Genomic DNA, 17,451 nt, shown 5'->3' on the forward strand with positions numbered 1-17,451 from the left:
CCCTTAATCACCTTATTACTTAATCCCTAAACAATCATCTTTTCAATAGGGATCACAAGTATACCCTGGGCTCCATATTCCTTCAGCTTTCCGATTATTTCCCAGAATTCATTTTCATTTACAACGGAATGAACCGAACTCCATCCTTTCTCATATAAAGGTAATACCGTTGGGCTTTTCATACCCGGTAAAAGGCTGACTATTTTTTCGAGATTTTCATTAGGTGCATTCAGAAGTATGTACTTATTGTTCTTTGACATACGAACAGCCTGGAACCTGAAAAGCAGGTCGGAGAGTATTTTCTTTTTTCCCTCGCTTAGATGAGGAGTGGCGATAACAACGGCTTCCGAACGGGTTACTACTTCAATTTCCTTGAGACGGTTTGAAATAAGCGTGCTTCCGGTGCTAACTATATCAAAGATGGCTTCGGCCAGGCCAATTCCCGGAGCGATTTCAACCGAACCGCTGATTTCATGGATCTCGGAATTGAGATTGTTCTTTTCAAGAAATTTTTTGAGAATGGTAGGGTAAGAGGTGGCAATTCTTTTATTGTTGAACCATGAAAGGTCACCGTATGTCTCCGATTGAGGAATGGCAAGCGAAAGACGGCATTTGGCAAAACCGAGCCTCTCTACGATGGATACCGGCTTATCGCGTTCCATTACTTCATTTTCACCCACAATACCAATGTCTGCCACGGCATCGGCCACATACTGCGGTATGTCATCATCACGAAGGTAAAGGATCTCAACCGGGAAATTATCCCCTATTGATATAAGCTTTCTTTTACTGTCCTGGTTATGGCGTATGCCCGACTCGCGGATAAGTTCAAGCGATTTTTCACTTAATCTGCCTTCTTTCTGAATGGCGATCTTTAATTTTTCCATGGTTTGTTATCGTGTTATTTTACTGCATTCCGATATAAAAAAAGGGGCTTGCAGTATTGCAAACCCCTTTAAATATTGTTAGAGACACATACTGCCATTGTCCGTTTCACGGCTTATGATGGTGATGATGTGTCGTATTATGTTTCATATTTATACTATTCGGATGCAAATATAATAAATTTTTTTCATCATTGCGAGAGCTTGATTAAATATATTAATTAAAAACAAAATTTTCGCTCTGCCTGTGCTGGCAGATTGCTTCACCCGTAGGAACCGGGTTCGCAATGACGTTTGCTTATCGCTTCAGCATAACCAGCGTCTCCAAATGGTGTGTATTAGGCAGCATATCAAAAGGCTGAATACGGTTTACTCTATAAACTTCGGTAAGCTGTTTCAGGTCAAAGGCAAGTGACACCGGATTGCAGCTCAGGTAAATAACTTTTGCTGCACCCGAACTGTTGATCGTTTTCTTTATCTCAATGAGAGTACCCGATCGGGGAGGGTCAAGTACAATTACATCCGGATTACCATGCTTTTTCAGAAACTCCGGTCTGAAGGTTTCAAGAATATCGCCAGTTATAAATTCTGCATTAATAATACCGTTAATTCGGGCGTTTTCTGTTGCATCTTCAATAGCCTGTGCTGATCCTTCAATGCCGATAACCTTCATTGCAGAAGCTGCAAGATACAGGGCAATGGTTCCCACCCCTGTGTACAAATCGTAAATAAGCTCATTTCCTGTTAAGTCAGCCCATTCCCTTACTTTTGAAAATATAACTGAAGCCTGCGCCGGATTTGGTTGGTAAAAAGAGCCGGCGTGGACCCTGAAATCAAGGTTACCCGCTTTTTCGAAAATATAAGGGACACTTTTTCCGGTTGAATGAATTGTTCCCTGCATCTGGCTGTGCCGTGGTGACTCATGGATTGTCCAGTTAATTGAAGTTATTACCGGGAAATTTTGTTGCAGGGCATGCAGGAATGCATTTCTTTTTGATGGATCGTCTTCACCGAATCCGGCAATTACCATGGTTTCGCCGGTTGTACTGATCCTTATGGAAAAACTCCTCAGGAAGCCTGTTTTCTGATTGTGATCATACAACCCCGGGTTTTCAGTCCTGATGTATTCCCGCACAAATTGGCAGATGCTGCCGGCTGGTTCTGGCTGCAATTGGCATTCGGTTATGTCGCTCACTTCCCCGGCTTCCCCGTTATGAAATCCGAAAGCATTGTTGCGCGCAGAAAATGTGTATTCAGTTCTGTGCCTGTAATGACTGACTGAAGGAGACGGAATCACGGCAGGAATTTCAGCAACCTCAATTCCGTATTTTTCAAGCGCATTTAGCAAAATTCTGCGTTTGAGCTCAAGCTGATGCGAATAGTCAATGTGCTGCCAGTTGCATCCGTTACATTCTCCATGATGCCGGCAATAAGGATGTATCCTGAACGGAGACGGTTCAACTATTTCAGTGATATCACCCGTTCTGAATCCCATCTTTCTTCTTCCGGAAACAAACAGAATATCCTCACCCGGAATTCCGCCATCCAGGAAATAGTTCTTTCCGCCAATTTCAGCCACAACTTTTCCGGAAGAATGGATCTGCCCGGCCTTTACCGGTCCCCTAACTACTTTTTCCTGTGCGTTCATGCCCCAAAGATAGACTTTTAGTAAATCCATACCACCCCGTCGGGGTGTACCCACCCCGTCGGGGTGGTAAGAAAGCCCGATAAGTTAATTAACAGTAAAACAAATACATGGCTGAAATACGGCATTAAAAAACATGACAAAAGTCACAAAACCACCCCGACGGGGTGGCAGGGATAGGATTAGTGAAAAAAATATTTATATTTAATATGTTTTACCAGACCCCATGATCCGCCCACATGTTCCTGCCTGTATACCAGTCAGACAGGTTGTGCTTGCAGCAATCCTGCTCTATCCGCTCAATTTTTTATTTGGGCAGGAAAATTACTTTGAAAAGATATATACAATTGAGAACGGGCTTTGCCATAATTCAATTATGTCGATTGCCCAGGACAGTTCCGGATTCTTATGGCTTGGCACATGGGATGGTCTGAGTCGCTTTGACGGGTATGAATTCCGAAATTATTATCATAATCCGAATGATTCCACCAGTATTCCCTTTTTCAGCGTGCAAAATGTTGTCGTCGACAAGCATAATAATGTCTGGATTTTTGCAATAAATGCTGTTGGTATATACATCCGTTCAGAAGACCATTTTAATACGATAAGTAAGGACGAAGATAGTGTTCTTATGAAAATAGGGTTGAATACAATTAAGGTTAACCCATCGGGTGAATTATGGATTGGCGGAACCAAGGGAATTGCAGAATATAATAATTCAACCGGAAAGTTTTTCCGGATTAAAATCATTGATTCAGCCCATTTTTTAAAAGGTGACTGGGTAATAGAAACTATTGATTTCGACAATTATAATAACATTTGGATTGGCCTGCCTGACAAATACGTCAAAGGCACTTATGATTTTGTGAACAAGAAAGTGATTGTTTCAGATGCAGTCCCTCTTATTTCCAGGACAAACCTTATTATGCCCAATGGATTGCATTATTTATCCCAAATAGCGCTTGATTTAAAAGGTCACCCCTGGTTATTATCAAACTATGGATGCATGCCGCTGAAATCTGAGACACAGTTGTTCAATCTTAATTATCCCGATCAGCCTTGCATAAATGAGTTCAAAAGTACAAACTGGTATAAATACAGAAACAGTATTATCGTTTATTCACCTACTGGTACAAAATATACTGTCGATATTGATGCTGCTTCGTTTCCAAGATCTTTATTACTCGACAAGGATGGAACAATCTGGTACTGCACCTATAATAAGGACGGTGTTGGAATGGGTCTTCATGCTTATTATGTCACTCCGGACTATTTCAGACACCATTTTACAGAATATAAAGGAGAATCCTCAATGGTTTATTCCGTTGTCCGTGATAAAAATAAAAATCTGCTGATTGGTTCGCAAAATAATAATTTCGTGGCATGTCTTAAAACAGACGGAACGATTAGTAAGCTTAATTTATTAAGCGACAGTGATGCGCTCAGATCAGTTCATCCCAGGTCAATGGCAATTGATTCAGGCGGTGTATGGCTTGGATATATGCACAGCCGCCTTGATTATCTCGACAAATCATACCGGACTAAATATATCTATTTAGGAAAAGAACCTCGTTTTGACTCAGTTCCTTATGGATTCAGGGTATTATATCTCGACAGGAATAACAGATTATTAATTGGCACCATTGGCCTGTTTCTTTACACCCCGGATGAAAGCAGGCCTTTTAGAAAAATCTGGAGTCATGATGGTGATAATATATATTGCATTCATTCTGATTCAGCAGGAAACATATGGGCTGGCAGCAATAGTAAAATAATCAGGTTAAACGACCGGTATGAAGTAGAAACCATTTATCCAATCGGCAAAACGTTGTATTCCATTGAAGATCTTAGTTTCGGAAAGGATGGAACCCTTTGGCTTGCGCTGTTGGGTGGAGGAATTGAAAATTTTGACCCGAAATCGGGTAAAGTTAAATATTTCACTACGGCTGACGGCCTCTCCCATAACACAACTTACAGCATCCTCAGGGATAAAAATGATATCTTCTGGATAACAACCGACAATGGAATTTCCAGGTTCAATCCGGAGACGGGTAAATTCAGAATTTATGGATATACTGACGGCCTTAAAATCCATGAATTTAATTCAGATGCGGCCTTTATGGCTAAAGACGGTGAAATGTATTTCGGCGGAATGGGCGGGGTGGTTTCATTTTACCCGGATAGCCTTGAACTGGAGCCCGAGAGCAGCAGCCAAAGGCTCATCATAACCGATTTTACATCTTCAGGAATTTCAAGGTATTTTGATAAACCGGTATATGAATGCAATGAAGTCAAATTGAAGAAAGGAGATAACAATTTCGGTGTTTCATTTGCAACTATCGATTTCCGAAATGCTGAAAAAATCTCATACCGTTACAGGTTATCAGGAGAATCGGATAATTGGGTAGAAACGGGTTATCTGCAGCGACGGGTTAATTTTGCCGGACTTAAACCGGGCAAATATCTTTTTGAAGTGGAGTCCACCAGCAACAGCGGAGAGTGGGTACACCACGTTTCTTTACTGGTTACAATTCCTCCGTTCTTTTATCAGACCTCGGCATTTCTCATTCTCCTCATACTATTGTTTTTAGCCATTGCAGGTTATCTGATTTATTTATACAATCGCCGCATCCGGATGCAGGAGCTGAATAAGCAGCATTATCTCAAACTTGAAAGCATCCGCGGACAGATGAATCCGCATTTCATTTTCAATTCATTGAATTCAATCAATTACTTTATAGCTAAAAGCGACCGCATTTCGGCAAACCGGTATATTGCCAATTTCTCAAAGCTTATCCGTGCTTTCCTTAACAACATGGCTCAGGACTACATACCTCTGGCCGAAGAAATAGCAACAATCAGTGATTACCTGGCCCTTGAATACCTTAGATTCGGAGATAAATTTACGTATGAAATCGATACATCGAAAGTAGAATTCATTGATCATTGGGAAGTGTTTCCGGGTATGGCTCAGCCTTTTATTGAAAATGCCATCTGGCATGGAGTCCGGAGTCTCAGGCATAAAGGATTTTTAAGCATCCGATTTATTTATACGCCTGAAAATGGATTGTACTGCCTGATTTCGGATGACGGCATCGGCAGAAAGCAATCAGAAGCACTTAAAAACAATGTTAACGTGCGAAAATCCCGCGGTATCAGCCTTATCAGGGAGCGTTTGCAGATCATCAATAATTTGCAGGGAACCAGCTACAATGTTGTAATTGATGATCTGAATCCTGCTGAGGAAAATTGCGGTACCCTTGTCAGAATTGACATTCCTTCCAGAATCCGAACTCCTTAATCCAATCTCATATGATACTCAAAACCATTGTAGCCGATGATGAAAAACCCTCAAGAGAGGCCCTCGTTAAATACCTCAGCGATTTTTGTCCCGATGTGGAAGTTGTGGCTTCCTGTAATTCTGCACAGAGTGCATATAGTGCGATTTTAAAGCATAATCCGCATCTTGTTTTCCTTGATATCGAAATGCCCGGCAAAAACGGCTTCGAGTTACTGCAAATGTTCGAAAAAATTACTTTTCGTGTTGTTTTCGTTACAGCCTATGCCGAATATGCCATTAAAGCATTCCGATTCTCGGCCACTGATTACCTGCTGAAACCCGTCATGATCGATGATCTGAAATCGGCTGTAAATAAGGTCAAATCTGAAATTTCAACCGAATTGGATACAATGAATCTCAGAAAGCTGATTGAATACCTTACCTTACGACAGGACGATTTCAACCAGATTGTTGTATCGGACAGCTCCGGCTTCAGGGTGATTGAAACCAGGGATATTATTCTTTGTGAAGCAGACGGTTACTGTACACATTTTGTCATTAAGGGCGAAGGGAAAATTACAAGTTCCAAGAACCTGAAGCATTATGAGGAATTGCTTACCGGTCATGGCTTTATAAGAGTGCATAATTCTTTTCTTCTGAATACAAAACATATAAAAAGCTACAGCAACCAGGGTGAAATCATTCTTACGCAAAATATAAGTTGCCCGTTGGGCAATGCCTTCAAGCAAAAGTTCATGGAGCAGTTCAAGAAGAGAAGGTAGTCATTAGCCCCGGCCGAAGGCCGGGGATTTAATTACCAATAAAGATAATGGGCCTTCAGGCCAAAATGTTTATTAGCTCAAACTCCCATTCCATTGGAAATATACCACTTTTGGTAAGGAAACTCATATAACCGACCATTTAATGTATTATTTTGGCACTACCGAACACTCAAACATCTGTGCTTTCCTACCTAAGACCGGTCCAGTCGGGAATCTCTAACGGACCGGTTTTATTTTTCCGCTGATCCAAAAATCTTTTTACATTTATAATCAAATCGTGTTGTTTCTCCATGAAAAAGATTTTGGTTGTGTATTATACCCAAACGGGTCAGCTTAAAGAAATTGTTGATTCGTTGATGTCAGGCATCATAGCTGATGCCGATGTTCAGGTAACCTATGAAGAATTAAAGCCGAAACCTGCTTTTCCTTTTCCATGGACATCGGATCAGTTTTTCCAGGCTATGCCGGAATCCGTTAAGGGCATACCTTGCGAACTGGAACCACTGAAAGTGAATGAAAATGAGGACTTCGATCTTGTCATAGTAGCCTGGCAGCCATGGTATCTTTCCCCCTCAATTCCGACCCATGCTTTTTTCAGGAGTGAATCAGCAAAAAAATTGCTCAACGGCAAACCTGTGATAACAGTTATCGGAAGCCGGAATATGTGGGTAATGGCCCAAAACACAATTAAAACCTACATTAAGGATTGTGGCGGACGACTTGTAGGGAATATCCTGTTGTTTGACCGGGCCGCCAACCTTTTGAGCGTCATTTCGATTATCCGGTGGATGTTCAAAGGCAAAAAGGACAGGTATATGAAAATCATTCCTCCGGCAGGAGTTTCAGATGCCGATATTGCCAATGCATCAAAATACGGAGCCACAATTCTTGACAGTGTAAAAACCGGGAACTATGACCAGCTTCATCCCCGGCTCATATCCATGGGTGCCGTAGATGTGGATCCATCTGTTGTGATGATTGAAAAAAGAGGGATTATATTTTTCAGGATATGGTCTTCTTTTATATTAAAGAAAGGTTCTTACGGAGAAAAATCGCGACTGGTGAGAGTGCGGTTATTCAAATACTATCTGCTTGCCGTGCTGTATCTTGTGTCTCCGTTTGCATCCATCCTCTACAGGGTCATAAAACCCTTCAGGAAGAACACTATTAAAAAACAGATATCTTTATATCAATCGCTTTAATCACGTATGATTGTTTTTTTTAGCTTTGCACTTTTGTATGAATCGTCAATGTCGGATGGCCCTGACGCAGTAACATTCCATTTATTTTAGTGTATGTCAAACGAGGTTTTCATTACCAACATTACTAGGTACCTTCCTAACAGCCCTGTTTCTAATGATGAAATGGAAGAATACCTTGGAATGATCGATAACAGGCCCTCAAAGGCCCGGAGGATAGTGTTGAGAAACAACGGCATTGTAAACCGGCATTATGCTCTTAAAAAAGGAGGTATTCCCACACACAGCAATGCGGAACTGGCGGCTGAGGCAGTCAATTTATTGTTTGACGACCGGTTTAAAAGGGAAAATGTACAACTTCTGGCCTGTGGTACCGCTTCACCCGACCAGATCATGCCGTCGCAGGCATCCATGGTTCATGGCTTACTTGACATTCCGGCAATTGAAATCGCATCCTTTGCAGGTTCATGCTGTGCCAGTATCCAGGCTTTGAAGTTCGGCTATTTATCTGTTCTGGCAGGCAATACACAAAACGGTATTGTTACAGGTTCTGAAATACTTTCGCACTGGATGCTCTCAAAATATTTTGAAAAGGAATCCGAAAACGAAGCTAAACTGAAGGAAAATCCTCTTATTGCTTTTGAGAAGGAGTTTTTGCGCTGGATGCTTTCGGATGGCGCAGGAGCTGTGCTTATTGAAAATAAACCGGCAGGAAAACATCCCTTGAAAATTGAGTGGATTGAAATCAGGTCATATGCCAGCGAAAAGGAGACCTGTATGTATGCAGGTGCTGATAAAGACGCTGATGGACAATTGAGAGGATGGTGCAGGTTTGAAGCCGAAGACTGGCTGAATAAATCGATATTTTCACTGAAGCAGGATACCCGTATGCTGGGCGAAAACATAGTTCAGATCGGCGGCAGATTTCTGAAAGAAGTCCTTGAAGAAAGGAAATTTGACATTCATGAAGTGGATTATTTCCTTCCACATCTTTCATCCGAGTTTTTCAGGGATGCAATATTTAAGGAGCTTGATCTGATTGGTATTCCCATTCCCAAAGAAAAATGGTTTACCAATCTTACCACTGTAGGCAATGTGGCCACGGTTTCATTCATCCTGATGCTTGAGGAACTCATCCGTACAAAGGAATTAAAAAAAGGTCAGAAAATCCTTATCCAGGTTCCTGAAAGTGCCCGGTTTACCTATGCTTATGCACTTCTGACAGTTTGTTAATTGAATCCTTTTTAGATGCACATTGTCCGATATTTAAGCGTTATCAGAACAATTTCAGATTTTAATTGGTTAGAATTACCGGAAACAATTATAGCCGGAAAGTATGAAAATTGATGAAGTTCCACAGGATAAAGGGTACCTTGTTAAGGGAAGGATCAGCGATCTGAGTTATGCCGTTGGTAATGACGGTAAATATATTAGCAGGCAAAGCCAGGGTTGGGCGCCCAAGAATGAAGCGATGTCGCTTGCCTGGGATGTGGTTTACGAACGGGCTGAGAATGCAAGAAACCTTGTGTTGGCTGGCATTTTAAGTCCTGTGGCTTTTTATATGGAACTGAATATAATGGATGTTCACATATTATCCAGCTATACCGGCATTTCAAAATGGAAGGTGAAAAGACACCTTAAAATGAAGAATTTTTTAAAGATGAAACCGGAGGTGCTTTCCAGGTATGCCGAAGCATTTAAAATGGCACCCTGTGAACTGTCAGATGTGAATAAAATAAGGGAGGTTAAAATCGGTCATGAAAATTGACTTTCAGCATAAACAATCGGCTCATTGTGAAAACGGTGTAACATCCAATCTTCTGAATTATTACGGAATAAAGCTGAGTGAACCGATGGTGTTCGGTATCGGCTCGGGTTATTTCTTTTCCCATATGCCCTTTTATAAACTTAACGGCATGCCTGTTACATCTTTCAGGGTGCTGCCGGGATGGATATTCAAAAGGGTAACACATCGCCTGGGAATAAAAGTTGAACGTAAAAAATTCACCAATCCGGACAGTTCCATGAAAGAACTGGATGACCTGCTGAACAAGGGAATTCCTACTGGTATGCTCGTCGGTGTTTTCCAGTTGCCTTACTTTCCTAAAGAATACCGTTTCCATTTCAATGCCCATAACCTTACTGTTTTTGGCAGGGAAAACGGCCATTACCTAATCAGCGATCCCATAATGGAGCATATTGAAACTCTTACATATGACGAGCTGGTCAGGGTTCGCTTTGCACATGGCACTTATCCGCCAAAAGGAAGAATGTACCATATTACCCATGTGCCGAAGAATATTGATATTAATTCAGCAATAATAACGGGCATCAATAAAACGGCAAAAGACATGCTTGGAATCCCGGTGCCGATGTTCGGAATAAAAGGGATTCGCTTTCTCGCCAAACGAATGCGCACATGGCCTGAGAAATACGGTCAGAAAATGGCCATCCTTAATCTGGGACAGGTTATCCGCATGCTGGAAGAGATCGGAACAGGCGGAGCAGGATTCCGGTTTATTTATGCCGCTTTTCTGCAGGAAAGTGCTGAAAGACTTAACAAGCGCTGGTTAAATGATGTCAGCGTTGAAATGACTGCAACAGGGGATGCGTGGCGGGAGTTTGCCGTAATGGCAGCCCGCTGTTTTAAGAATCGTGACAATGCCAATATTACCTATGATTCACTTGCTGACAGGCTCATGTATATTGCCGACCGTGAAGAGCACGTGTTTCAGCAGCTGAAGGATATTTCAGTTCGATGAACACACCTCCCGTCATACATATCGAAAAGCTGGGCAAGTGGTATAAGAACAGTCCGCGGCCTGCCCTTAACACAATCGATCTGGACATTCCGGAAGGGAGGATCTTCGGACTTCTTGGGCCTAATGGCGCCGGCAAAACAACAATGATCCGGATACTTTGCGGATTGTTACCTCCTTCAGGGGGTTCAGTTACCATTGGTGGTTACTCACTTCATACGGAGAAAAGTAAAATCAAAAGAATAATCGGGGTTGTTCCACAGGAAATAGCCATATACCCAACGCTCACAGCTACTGAAAATCTCACGATTTACGGAGGAATCTGCGGACTGAGCGGTTCCGATCTGAAAAAAAGAATTAATAAATGGCTGGAAGTGTTCGGACTTGAAAAAAGTAAAAATCAGCAAACCGGTTTTTACTCAGGTGGCATGAAACGCAGGATAAACCTGATTGCCGGGATTATTCATGATCCTAAGATCCTTTTCCTTGATGAGCCTACGGTTGGTGTGGATGTGCAATCGAAAAAAGTCATCATTGATAATCTTTTTGAAATTAACCGGACGGGTACAACCATAGTCTATACGTCACATTATCTTGAAGAGGCCGAAAACCTGTGTTCCGATATTGCCATTATTGATGAAGGCAATATCATTTCAAGAGGTACCCTTCAGGAAATGCGCAAAAAGCACGGGATTGATTCTAAACTTGAGGACATATTCCTCCACCTGACCGGCAGGGAACTGAGAGATTAATTATGAAAGTATTTTCAAAACTGGTTTATAAGGATTTCCTGGTTATGATCAGGGACAGGGGCGGACTTGCCATGCTGTTTATCATGCCTATGGCCCTTGTTTTGATCATGACAAGCCTGCAGAATAATACCTTTAAAGCAATCAATGAAAGCGGGATCAATCTGGTGATGGTAAACAACGATACCGATTCACTGGGCCTTGCCATCGAGAAAGAAATTGTCAATTCCGGTTTTTTCAATGTACACCGTGAGATCGGTGGTAAAACTCCTTCTGAAGCACAGGTAAAAGAAGCGGTAGCTTCCGGCAAATACCAGATTGGTATTGTTATACCTGAAAGCGCCACATCGCTGATCCGTGAAAAGGTAAAACACAACGTAAACCGCATATTCATGGGCGATTCAAGCGCTCAGCCAGGGAATGAGCAGGTTGTCATTATGCTGTACGTTGACCCGGCTACGAAAAACTCGATGCGCTCCACTTTACAGGGTTCTATCAGGCAGTACACAGCGCAGGTTGAATCACGGATCGTTTTGAATGAACTGACTAAAGAAATAAGCAACCGAATGATGATCAACATTCCTAACCTGAATGAAATCAGGCAGGAGACTGTGATTTATAAAGAAGAATATGTGGCCAGAAATAACCAGACCGTTATTCCCAATGCGGTTCAGCATAATATACCAGCCTGGACGCTGTTTGCCATGTTTTTTATCGTGATTCCGTTTGCGAGCGCTATGATTAAGGAAAGGGAAGACAGCAGCCTTGACCGACTGCTGACGATGCCATGCACGTATGCAACAATCCTGCTGAGTAAGATTGCTGTAAATCTCATCATTTGCTTTATCCAGTTCCTGCTGATCATGCTTATGGGTGTGTATCTGTTCCCTTTGATCGGGTTACCCCGGCTTGATATTACCGGAAAACTGCTGAACCTTTCAGTTATAGCCATTTCTGCAGCCCTGGCTGCCGTAAGTTATGGAGTGGCTGTAGGCACAATTGCCAAAACACACCAGCAGGCCGCAATATTCGCATCTATTTCAGTCGTGATCCTTGCCGCCATTGGCGGAATCTGGGTCCCTGTATTCATTATGCCACCCTTTATGAGGGAAATCAGTGTAGCATCTCCGCTGAACTGGGGCCTGAACGGTTTTTACGATATACTGGTGCGGAATGCGATGCTGAGCCAGGTAATTCATTACAGCTTCTGGCTAATTCTTTTTGCTGCTTTTTGCCTGTTGGTTGCCTTGTGGTTTCATCAGAGCAAAAAGAACCGCTCCTAAAACATAAAGGATATACGCACTCCGCAGGTGAGATTATAGGTCCAGTGGACGCCTTCTTTGTAATAATAATTCAAGGATTCAAACCACTTTTCCCCGGGTGTTAAACTTTCCACATTGTAATAGGAATTGTTTCGCATTCTGACACCAACACCCCCGTATGTCTCAATGGCAAGTATCCGATTCATTCTGAAGACAGCACCCCCGATTATGTTAAATCCTGCCTTTCGGCGCAAATAATCCGCTGTCCCATACGTCCATTCCGTTCCGTTTGTGGCTATAAACGAACTGTTGTGCATGGTTTGCGTGTGGTGTATGTAAAAAATATCCAGGCCCACATATGGCATAACATGTTCCCGCATTCCTGAAACATAATACCTGCCTTCGGACCTGATCTCCCAAAGCTTATAGTTATCCTCGAGCGGATGGTTGTAGTAAAATGTAGAATCAGGAAAAATCATGTGAGAACCAAAGCCGACCTGGATGGAGTGTGACCAGTGATCTGAAAAAAAGTTCGTATATCCCAGCCTGAACCGTGGAAAATTAAGATCAAAAGGAGTGACAAGGTTAAACGAAATACTGTTTTTCGGCCAATTGGGATCAGGGGGATTGCCCGCATACAATCCGGTTCTGAAAAGGACCAGAATCACGAACAGGAACCATACTTTTCTCATACTATATTCCGGTTTGTTAACCTAATTTACAAATAAAGATGAACCAAATAATATTTAGTTGCGTTACAGGACTATATTAATTACTTTTTTTAAATTGCACGCCTGAATTCTGACCTGACCTCATAGTATAATTGCTTAAGAACCTGGAACCTGGAATTTATTTCAGGACGTAAAAGTATTTTTTTATGGCAGAAATTGATGATCTGATCAAACAGTTGAAACTGGATATTATAGAAGCCCTTTCACTTGAAGATGTGGTTGCTGATGATTTTGATGCTGACACACCTCTTTTTGTCGAAGGCCTTGGTCTCGATTCAATTGATGCGCTTGAGCTGATCCTGCTCATGGAACGCAAATATGGTGTTAAAGTGGAAGATCCCAAGGAGAGGCGCAATGTACTGCGCAATGTTAGGGCCATGGCCGAATGCATAATGGCCGAAAGAAATAAGGGAAAATAATGAATCACAGGGTTTTTGTTACCGGACTGGGCATAATTTCGGCGATAGGTAACGGTACGGAAGAAACCCTCAAATCGTTGTTTGCGCTGAAATCGGGAATCGGACCGTTATCCCTGTTTGAGTCGGTGCATCATAATATTCCTGTTGCCCAAATCAGGTACAGTGATTCAGAACTGGCCCTGCTGGCTGCCTTGAACAATTCAAAAAAAGACTATACCCGTAATTCGCTGCTTTCGCTCATAGCCTCAAAGCAGGCCCTTGCATCTTCAGGATGGAAAGATGCGGAGGAAAAACGCACAGGGGCTGTTTTTGCCACCACCGTAGGCGGAATGGATTATAACGAGAAGTATTATAAATCACTTCTCAGCAGCAGTGAATATAAAGATTACATCCGTTTGTTTGACAGCTCCGATTCTTCAGAGAAAGTTGCTTCATACCACGGAATTCGCAGGCATATTACAACGATTTCAACTGCCTGCTCCTCATCGGCAAATGCCATTCTTACAGGGTCAAGAATGATAAAGAACGGCCTGGTTGACCGGGTTCTTGCAGGAGGTAACGACTCTCTTACGCGCTTTACGCTGAACGGATTTTTCGCCCTTGAAATATTATCGCCAACCGGTTGCCGTCCTTTTGACATGAACCGTAACGGACTTACAATAGGTGAGGGTGCCGCATTCCTTGTCCTTGAATCCGAAAAAACCGCCGATCCTGCAAAAGTTATCTGTGAAGTAACCGGTTATGCAAATGTAAATGAAGCATTTCATGCTACTGCATCCTCCGAAGAAGGATTGGGGGCAGCCATGGCTATGAGCCAGGCACTGGCTTCAGCCGGATTACAACCATCAGAAATAAGCTATATCAATGCGCATGGTACAGGCACCGAAATAAATGATCTTTCAGAGGGAACAGCCATTGGCAGGGTTTTTTCAGGTGCAATTCCGCCTGTTAGTTCAACAAAGGGTTTTACTGGCCACACATTGGGTGCTGCTGGCGCTGTAGAAGCTGTTTTCTCAGCACTTGCCATTCAGAACAATCTTCTTTTGCCGGCGCTCAATTTCAGTCAACGGATGCCTGAATTGGATTTTGAGCCGCAAATAAAAACGGAAACGGCGGTTGTGAAAAACGTAATGTCGAATTCATTCGGATTTGGAGGCAGTAACACAACACTTATCTTTTCAAAGGTCTGACATGAAGGCATTGATTAAATCAAACGGTGTTATTTCACCGCAGCTAAGCCATAGCGCAATGCACTTTCCTGCTGAGGTGTGTCAGACTTTGAGCAACAGGCTTGTTTGCGTTGAACCCGAATACAGGAACCTCATAAATCCGCTGCAGCTGAGGAGAATGCCAAGGATACTTAAAATGGGACTTGCATCTTCCCTGCTTTGTATAAACCGGGCCGGAGGTATCAGTCCGGATGGCATTATTGTGGGGACAGGCCTTGGATGTATCGACAATCTCGAAAAATTTCTGATGGATGTGATTGATAATGAAGAGCACGTGACCAGTGTGCTTCCGTTTATCAATTCAACGCATAATGCTGTTGCTGCGCAGATTTCGCTTATGCTTAAAAATCATAATTACAATACAACATATTGCCATCGTGGTTTCTCGTTCGAAAGCGCGGTACAGGATGCCCTCATGCTGATTCATGAAAACAAAGCTGCGAATGTGCTGGTGGGAGGCATTGATGAATGTACTGACGATTTCATGCTTCTTCACAGTTACCTCGATGACTGGAAGCAACCGGTCAATAACCTGGAACTGCTTGACGAAAAATCAAACGGAACCATTGCCGGCGAAGGTTCCTGCTTTTTCATGCTTTCAGCCGATTCATCGCAGGAAGGTGCAGTAATCGAAGGAGTGAGAACCTTCTTAACGCCTGAAAATGCCCCGGCCCAAACCGTAGAGCATGAGATCATTCTATTCCTCCGGGATACCGGTGTACCGGCAAACGAAATTGACGGAGTTTTATTCGGATTGAACGGTGATGTAAGATACGACAGCAATTATGAGGAGCTGATGGCCGGGTTTCTTAAGAATAAAACACATATGTACTATAAACATCTGTGCGGTGAATATTATACATCCTCCGCATTTGCACTCTGGGTTGGCTCCTTGATTCTTGAGGATGGTCAGATTCCTGAAGTTATAAAGTTGAACAGCAGTAACAAAAAGGATGTCAAAAACATATTGATATATAATCAGGTTAAAAACTCTGAACATTCGCTGATTTATCTGAGACATGGCCGTTTATGATGCAATTATAATCGGAGGAGGCCTGGGTGGGTTACTCTGCGGTAATATTCTGAGCAAGGAAGGTTTAAAGGTATGTCTTATCGAAAAAAACCATAAGCTGGGGGGGTCATTGCAAACATTCGGCCGCAGGGGAACCATTTTCAATACAGGTCTGAACTATACTGAAAGTTTGGGCTCCGGGCAGGTTCTTAACCAGTATTTCAAGTATTTTGGGCTGACTGACAGGCTCACATTCAAAAAACTTGACGAGAAAGGCTTTGAAGTTATCAGCTTTAACGATCGTCAATTCCGCTTTGCCATGGGCGCTGAATCTTTCCTGGAAGCAATGATCAGCGATTTTCCGGGTGAAAAGGACGGACTTAAAACCTACCTGAAAAAAATCCATGACATATGTATGGCTATCCCGCTGTACACTTTTTCTGGTGCGCCTTCCAATATTATCGACAATACAAGTCTCAACCAGGGAGCCTATAATTACATTAAATCGGTAATCAGCAATCCCAGGTTGCAAAATATACTTGCCGGAAACAGCATGCTGTATTCCGGAACAGCCAATTACACGCCCCTTTATATTCACGCTCTAATTAATAATTCATTCATCGAAAGTGCCTGGCGCATTGCAGGCGGCAGCCATCTGTTAGTGAATATTCTTGCAAATAATATTACCGATAACGGGGGAACTATCCTTAAACAACGAAAAGTAGCACGCCTTGGTCTTGAAAACGGCAGGGCATCATTTGTTGAGCTTGAAGATGGAGAACAGGTTCACGGTAAAAATTTTATCGCCAACATTCATCCGGCCGAAGTATTGAAAATTGTAGAGCCATCCAGTCTCAGAAAAACCTATACAACCCGGATTAAAAGCCTGGAAGATACTATGGGGATGTTCACCCTGTATCTTGTATTTAAAAAAGAATCGTTTCCTTATCACAATTATAATTTTTACCATTTTAACCAGGATAATACATGGGTTGCTTCGGATTACCGTTCTGAGCATTGGCCACAGAACTATCTTTACATGCCGGTAGCCATGACACGGGATGACCAATTTGCAAAGAGCGGTTCGGTAATAACTTATATGAATTATAAGGAAGTTCAGAAATGGGAAAATACTTTCACCGGCGAACGCGGCGATGATTATATTGAATTCAAGAATGAAAAGGCTGAGATACTGCTTGATTCTGTTGAAAAGCAATTCCCGGGATTCAGGGAACATATTGATTCCTATTATACCTCAACACCGCTAACATGGAGGGATTATACAGGCACCCGCAACGGATCTGCTTATGGCATTGTAAAGGACTTCAACCGTCCGCTGGAAACCCTGATATTGCCAAGGACACATATTCCGAATTTCTTCCTTACCGGTCAGAATAACTATGTGCATGGTATTCTAGGGGTTACAATCAGTTCGGTTGTTACCTGCTCAGGCCTGATTGACGAGGGATACCTGGTTAAGAAGATAAAAAGCGCATGAAA

At 42.5% G+C, this 17,451-nt stretch carries 15 protein-coding genes; 12 read left to right on the forward strand and 3 right to left on the reverse strand.

Features of this window, described 5'->3' with window-relative positions:
* Positions 1-26: 26 nt before the first annotated feature.
* Positions 27-887: an ATP phosphoribosyltransferase gene (hisG, locus tag VK179_20725; GenBank protein ID HLO61187.1), complete on the reverse strand. Its 861-nt coding sequence runs from the start codon at positions 885-887 to the stop codon at positions 27-29.
* 295 nt (positions 888-1,182) lie between these two features.
* On the reverse strand, positions 1,183-2,562 hold the full coding sequence (rlmD, locus tag VK179_20730; protein HLO61188.1) for a 23S rRNA (uracil(1939)-C(5))-methyltransferase RlmD: 1,380 nt from the start codon (positions 2,560-2,562) through the stop codon (positions 1,183-1,185).
* Positions 2,563-2,755: 193 nt separating this feature from the next.
* Between rlmD and VK179_20735 the strand changes: the two genes are divergently transcribed.
* From VK179_20735 to VK179_20770, 8 genes are all read left to right on the forward strand, one after another.
* Positions 2,756-5,830, forward strand: coding sequence for a two-component regulator propeller domain-containing protein (locus VK179_20735; protein HLO61189.1), 3,075 nt, complete (start codon positions 2,756-2,758; stop codon positions 5,828-5,830).
* 11 nt (positions 5,831-5,841) lie between these two features.
* Entirely contained in the window at positions 5,842-6,591 is a 750-nt protein-coding gene (locus VK179_20740; protein ID HLO61190.1) for a LytTR family DNA-binding domain-containing protein, read from the forward strand.
* A 290-nt stretch (positions 6,592-6,881) separates the two neighbouring features.
* Positions 6,882-7,793, forward strand: coding sequence for a hypothetical protein (locus VK179_20745; protein HLO61191.1), 912 nt, complete (start codon positions 6,882-6,884; stop codon positions 7,791-7,793).
* A 93-nt stretch (positions 7,794-7,886) separates the two neighbouring features.
* Positions 7,887-9,023: a beta-ketoacyl-ACP synthase III gene (locus tag VK179_20750; GenBank protein ID HLO61192.1), complete on the forward strand. Its 1,137-nt coding sequence runs from the start codon at positions 7,887-7,889 to the stop codon at positions 9,021-9,023.
* A gap of 103 nt (positions 9,024-9,126) precedes the next feature.
* Positions 9,127-9,558, forward strand: coding sequence for a hypothetical protein (locus VK179_20755; GenBank protein HLO61193.1), 432 nt, complete (start codon positions 9,127-9,129; stop codon positions 9,556-9,558).
* A complete protein-coding gene (locus VK179_20760; protein HLO61194.1) occupies positions 9,548-10,552 on the forward strand; it encodes a BtrH N-terminal domain-containing protein in 1,005 nt (334 codons plus the stop codon). The genes VK179_20755 and VK179_20760 overlap by 11 nt, the downstream gene beginning before the upstream one ends.
* Positions 10,549-11,301, forward strand: a complete 753-nt coding sequence (locus tag VK179_20765) for an ABC transporter ATP-binding protein (protein HLO61195.1) — start codon at positions 10,549-10,551, stop codon at positions 11,299-11,301. Before VK179_20760 ends, VK179_20765 begins: the two co-directional genes overlap by 4 nt.
* Before the next feature lie 2 nt (positions 11,302-11,303).
* Positions 11,304-12,581: an ABC transporter permease gene (locus tag VK179_20770; GenBank protein ID HLO61196.1), complete on the forward strand. Its 1,278-nt coding sequence runs from the start codon at positions 11,304-11,306 to the stop codon at positions 12,579-12,581.
* On the opposite strand, the gene VK179_20775 is transcribed toward VK179_20770, so the two are convergent.
* Positions 12,578-13,252: a hypothetical protein gene (locus VK179_20775; protein ID HLO61197.1), complete on the reverse strand. Its 675-nt coding sequence runs from the start codon at positions 13,250-13,252 to the stop codon at positions 12,578-12,580. The genes VK179_20770 and VK179_20775 overlap by 4 nt on opposite strands.
* 185 nt (positions 13,253-13,437) lie before the next feature.
* Here VK179_20775 and VK179_20780 point away from each other — a divergent pair, with 185 nt between their 5' ends.
* The 4 genes from VK179_20780 to VK179_20795 are packed head-to-tail and all read left to right on the forward strand — an operon-like array spanning position 13,438 to position 17,449.
* On the forward strand, positions 13,438-13,710 hold the full coding sequence (locus VK179_20780; GenBank protein HLO61198.1) for a phosphopantetheine-binding protein: 273 nt from the start codon (positions 13,438-13,440) through the stop codon (positions 13,708-13,710).
* Positions 13,710-14,900 carry a beta-ketoacyl-[acyl-carrier-protein] synthase family protein gene (locus VK179_20785; protein HLO61199.1) on the forward strand — a complete coding sequence of 397 codons (1,191 nt, stop codon included), beginning with the start codon at positions 13,710-13,712 and terminating at the stop codon, positions 14,898-14,900. Before VK179_20780 ends, VK179_20785 begins: the two co-directional genes overlap by 1 nt.
* A gap of 1 nt (position 14,901) precedes the next feature.
* On the forward strand, positions 14,902-15,972 hold the full coding sequence (locus tag VK179_20790; protein ID HLO61200.1) for a beta-ketoacyl synthase chain length factor: 1,071 nt from the start codon (positions 14,902-14,904) through the stop codon (positions 15,970-15,972).
* Complete coding sequence (locus VK179_20795; protein HLO61201.1) at positions 15,959-17,449, forward strand: FAD-dependent oxidoreductase; 1,491 nt, start codon at positions 15,959-15,961, stop codon at positions 17,447-17,449. Before VK179_20790 ends, VK179_20795 begins: the two co-directional genes overlap by 14 nt.
* Positions 17,450-17,451: the final 2 nt, after the last annotated feature.

The organism is Bacteroidales bacterium (assembly GCA_035299085.1).
Lineage (GTDB): Bacteria > Bacteroidota > Bacteroidia > Bacteroidales > UBA10428 > UBA5072.

What these genes read in the sequence shown, in the direction of transcription:
- VK179_20770 (HLO61196.1), top strand. Translation starts at nt 11,304, where the DNA reads ATGAAAGTATTTTCAAAACTGGTTTATAAGGATTTCCTGGTTATGATC.
- VK179_20780 (HLO61198.1), top strand. Translation starts at nt 13,438, where the DNA reads ATGGCAGAAATTGATGATCTGATCAAACAGTTGAAACTGGATATTATA.
- VK179_20790 (HLO61200.1), top strand. Translation starts at nt 14,902, where the DNA reads ATGAAGGCATTGATTAAATCAAACGGTGTTATTTCACCGCAGCTAAGC.
- VK179_20740 (HLO61190.1), top strand. Translation starts at nt 5,842, where the DNA reads ATGATACTCAAAACCATTGTAGCCGATGATGAAAAACCCTCAAGAGAG.
- VK179_20795 (HLO61201.1), top strand. Translation starts at nt 15,959, where the DNA reads ATGGCCGTTTATGATGCAATTATAATCGGAGGAGGCCTGGGTGGGTTA.
- hisG (HLO61187.1), bottom strand. Translation starts at nt 887, where the DNA reads ATGGAAAAATTAAAGATCGCCATTCAGAAAGAAGGCAGATTAAGTGAA.
- VK179_20765 (HLO61195.1), top strand. Translation starts at nt 10,549, where the DNA reads ATGAACACACCTCCCGTCATACATATCGAAAAGCTGGGCAAGTGGTAT.
- VK179_20755 (HLO61193.1), top strand. Translation starts at nt 9,127, where the DNA reads ATGAAAATTGATGAAGTTCCACAGGATAAAGGGTACCTTGTTAAGGGA.
- VK179_20785 (HLO61199.1), top strand. Translation starts at nt 13,710, where the DNA reads ATGAATCACAGGGTTTTTGTTACCGGACTGGGCATAATTTCGGCGATA.
- VK179_20750 (HLO61192.1), top strand. Translation starts at nt 7,887, where the DNA reads ATGTCAAACGAGGTTTTCATTACCAACATTACTAGGTACCTTCCTAAC.
- VK179_20735 (HLO61189.1), top strand. Translation starts at nt 2,756, where the DNA reads ATGATCCGCCCACATGTTCCTGCCTGTATACCAGTCAGACAGGTTGTG.
- VK179_20775 (HLO61197.1), bottom strand. Translation starts at nt 13,252, where the DNA reads ATGAGAAAAGTATGGTTCCTGTTCGTGATTCTGGTCCTTTTCAGAACC.
- rlmD (HLO61188.1), bottom strand. Translation starts at nt 2,562, where the DNA reads ATGGATTTACTAAAAGTCTATCTTTGGGGCATGAACGCACAGGAAAAA.
- VK179_20760 (HLO61194.1), top strand. Translation starts at nt 9,548, where the DNA reads ATGAAAATTGACTTTCAGCATAAACAATCGGCTCATTGTGAAAACGGT.
- VK179_20745 (HLO61191.1), top strand. Translation starts at nt 6,882, where the DNA reads ATGAAAAAGATTTTGGTTGTGTATTATACCCAAACGGGTCAGCTTAAA.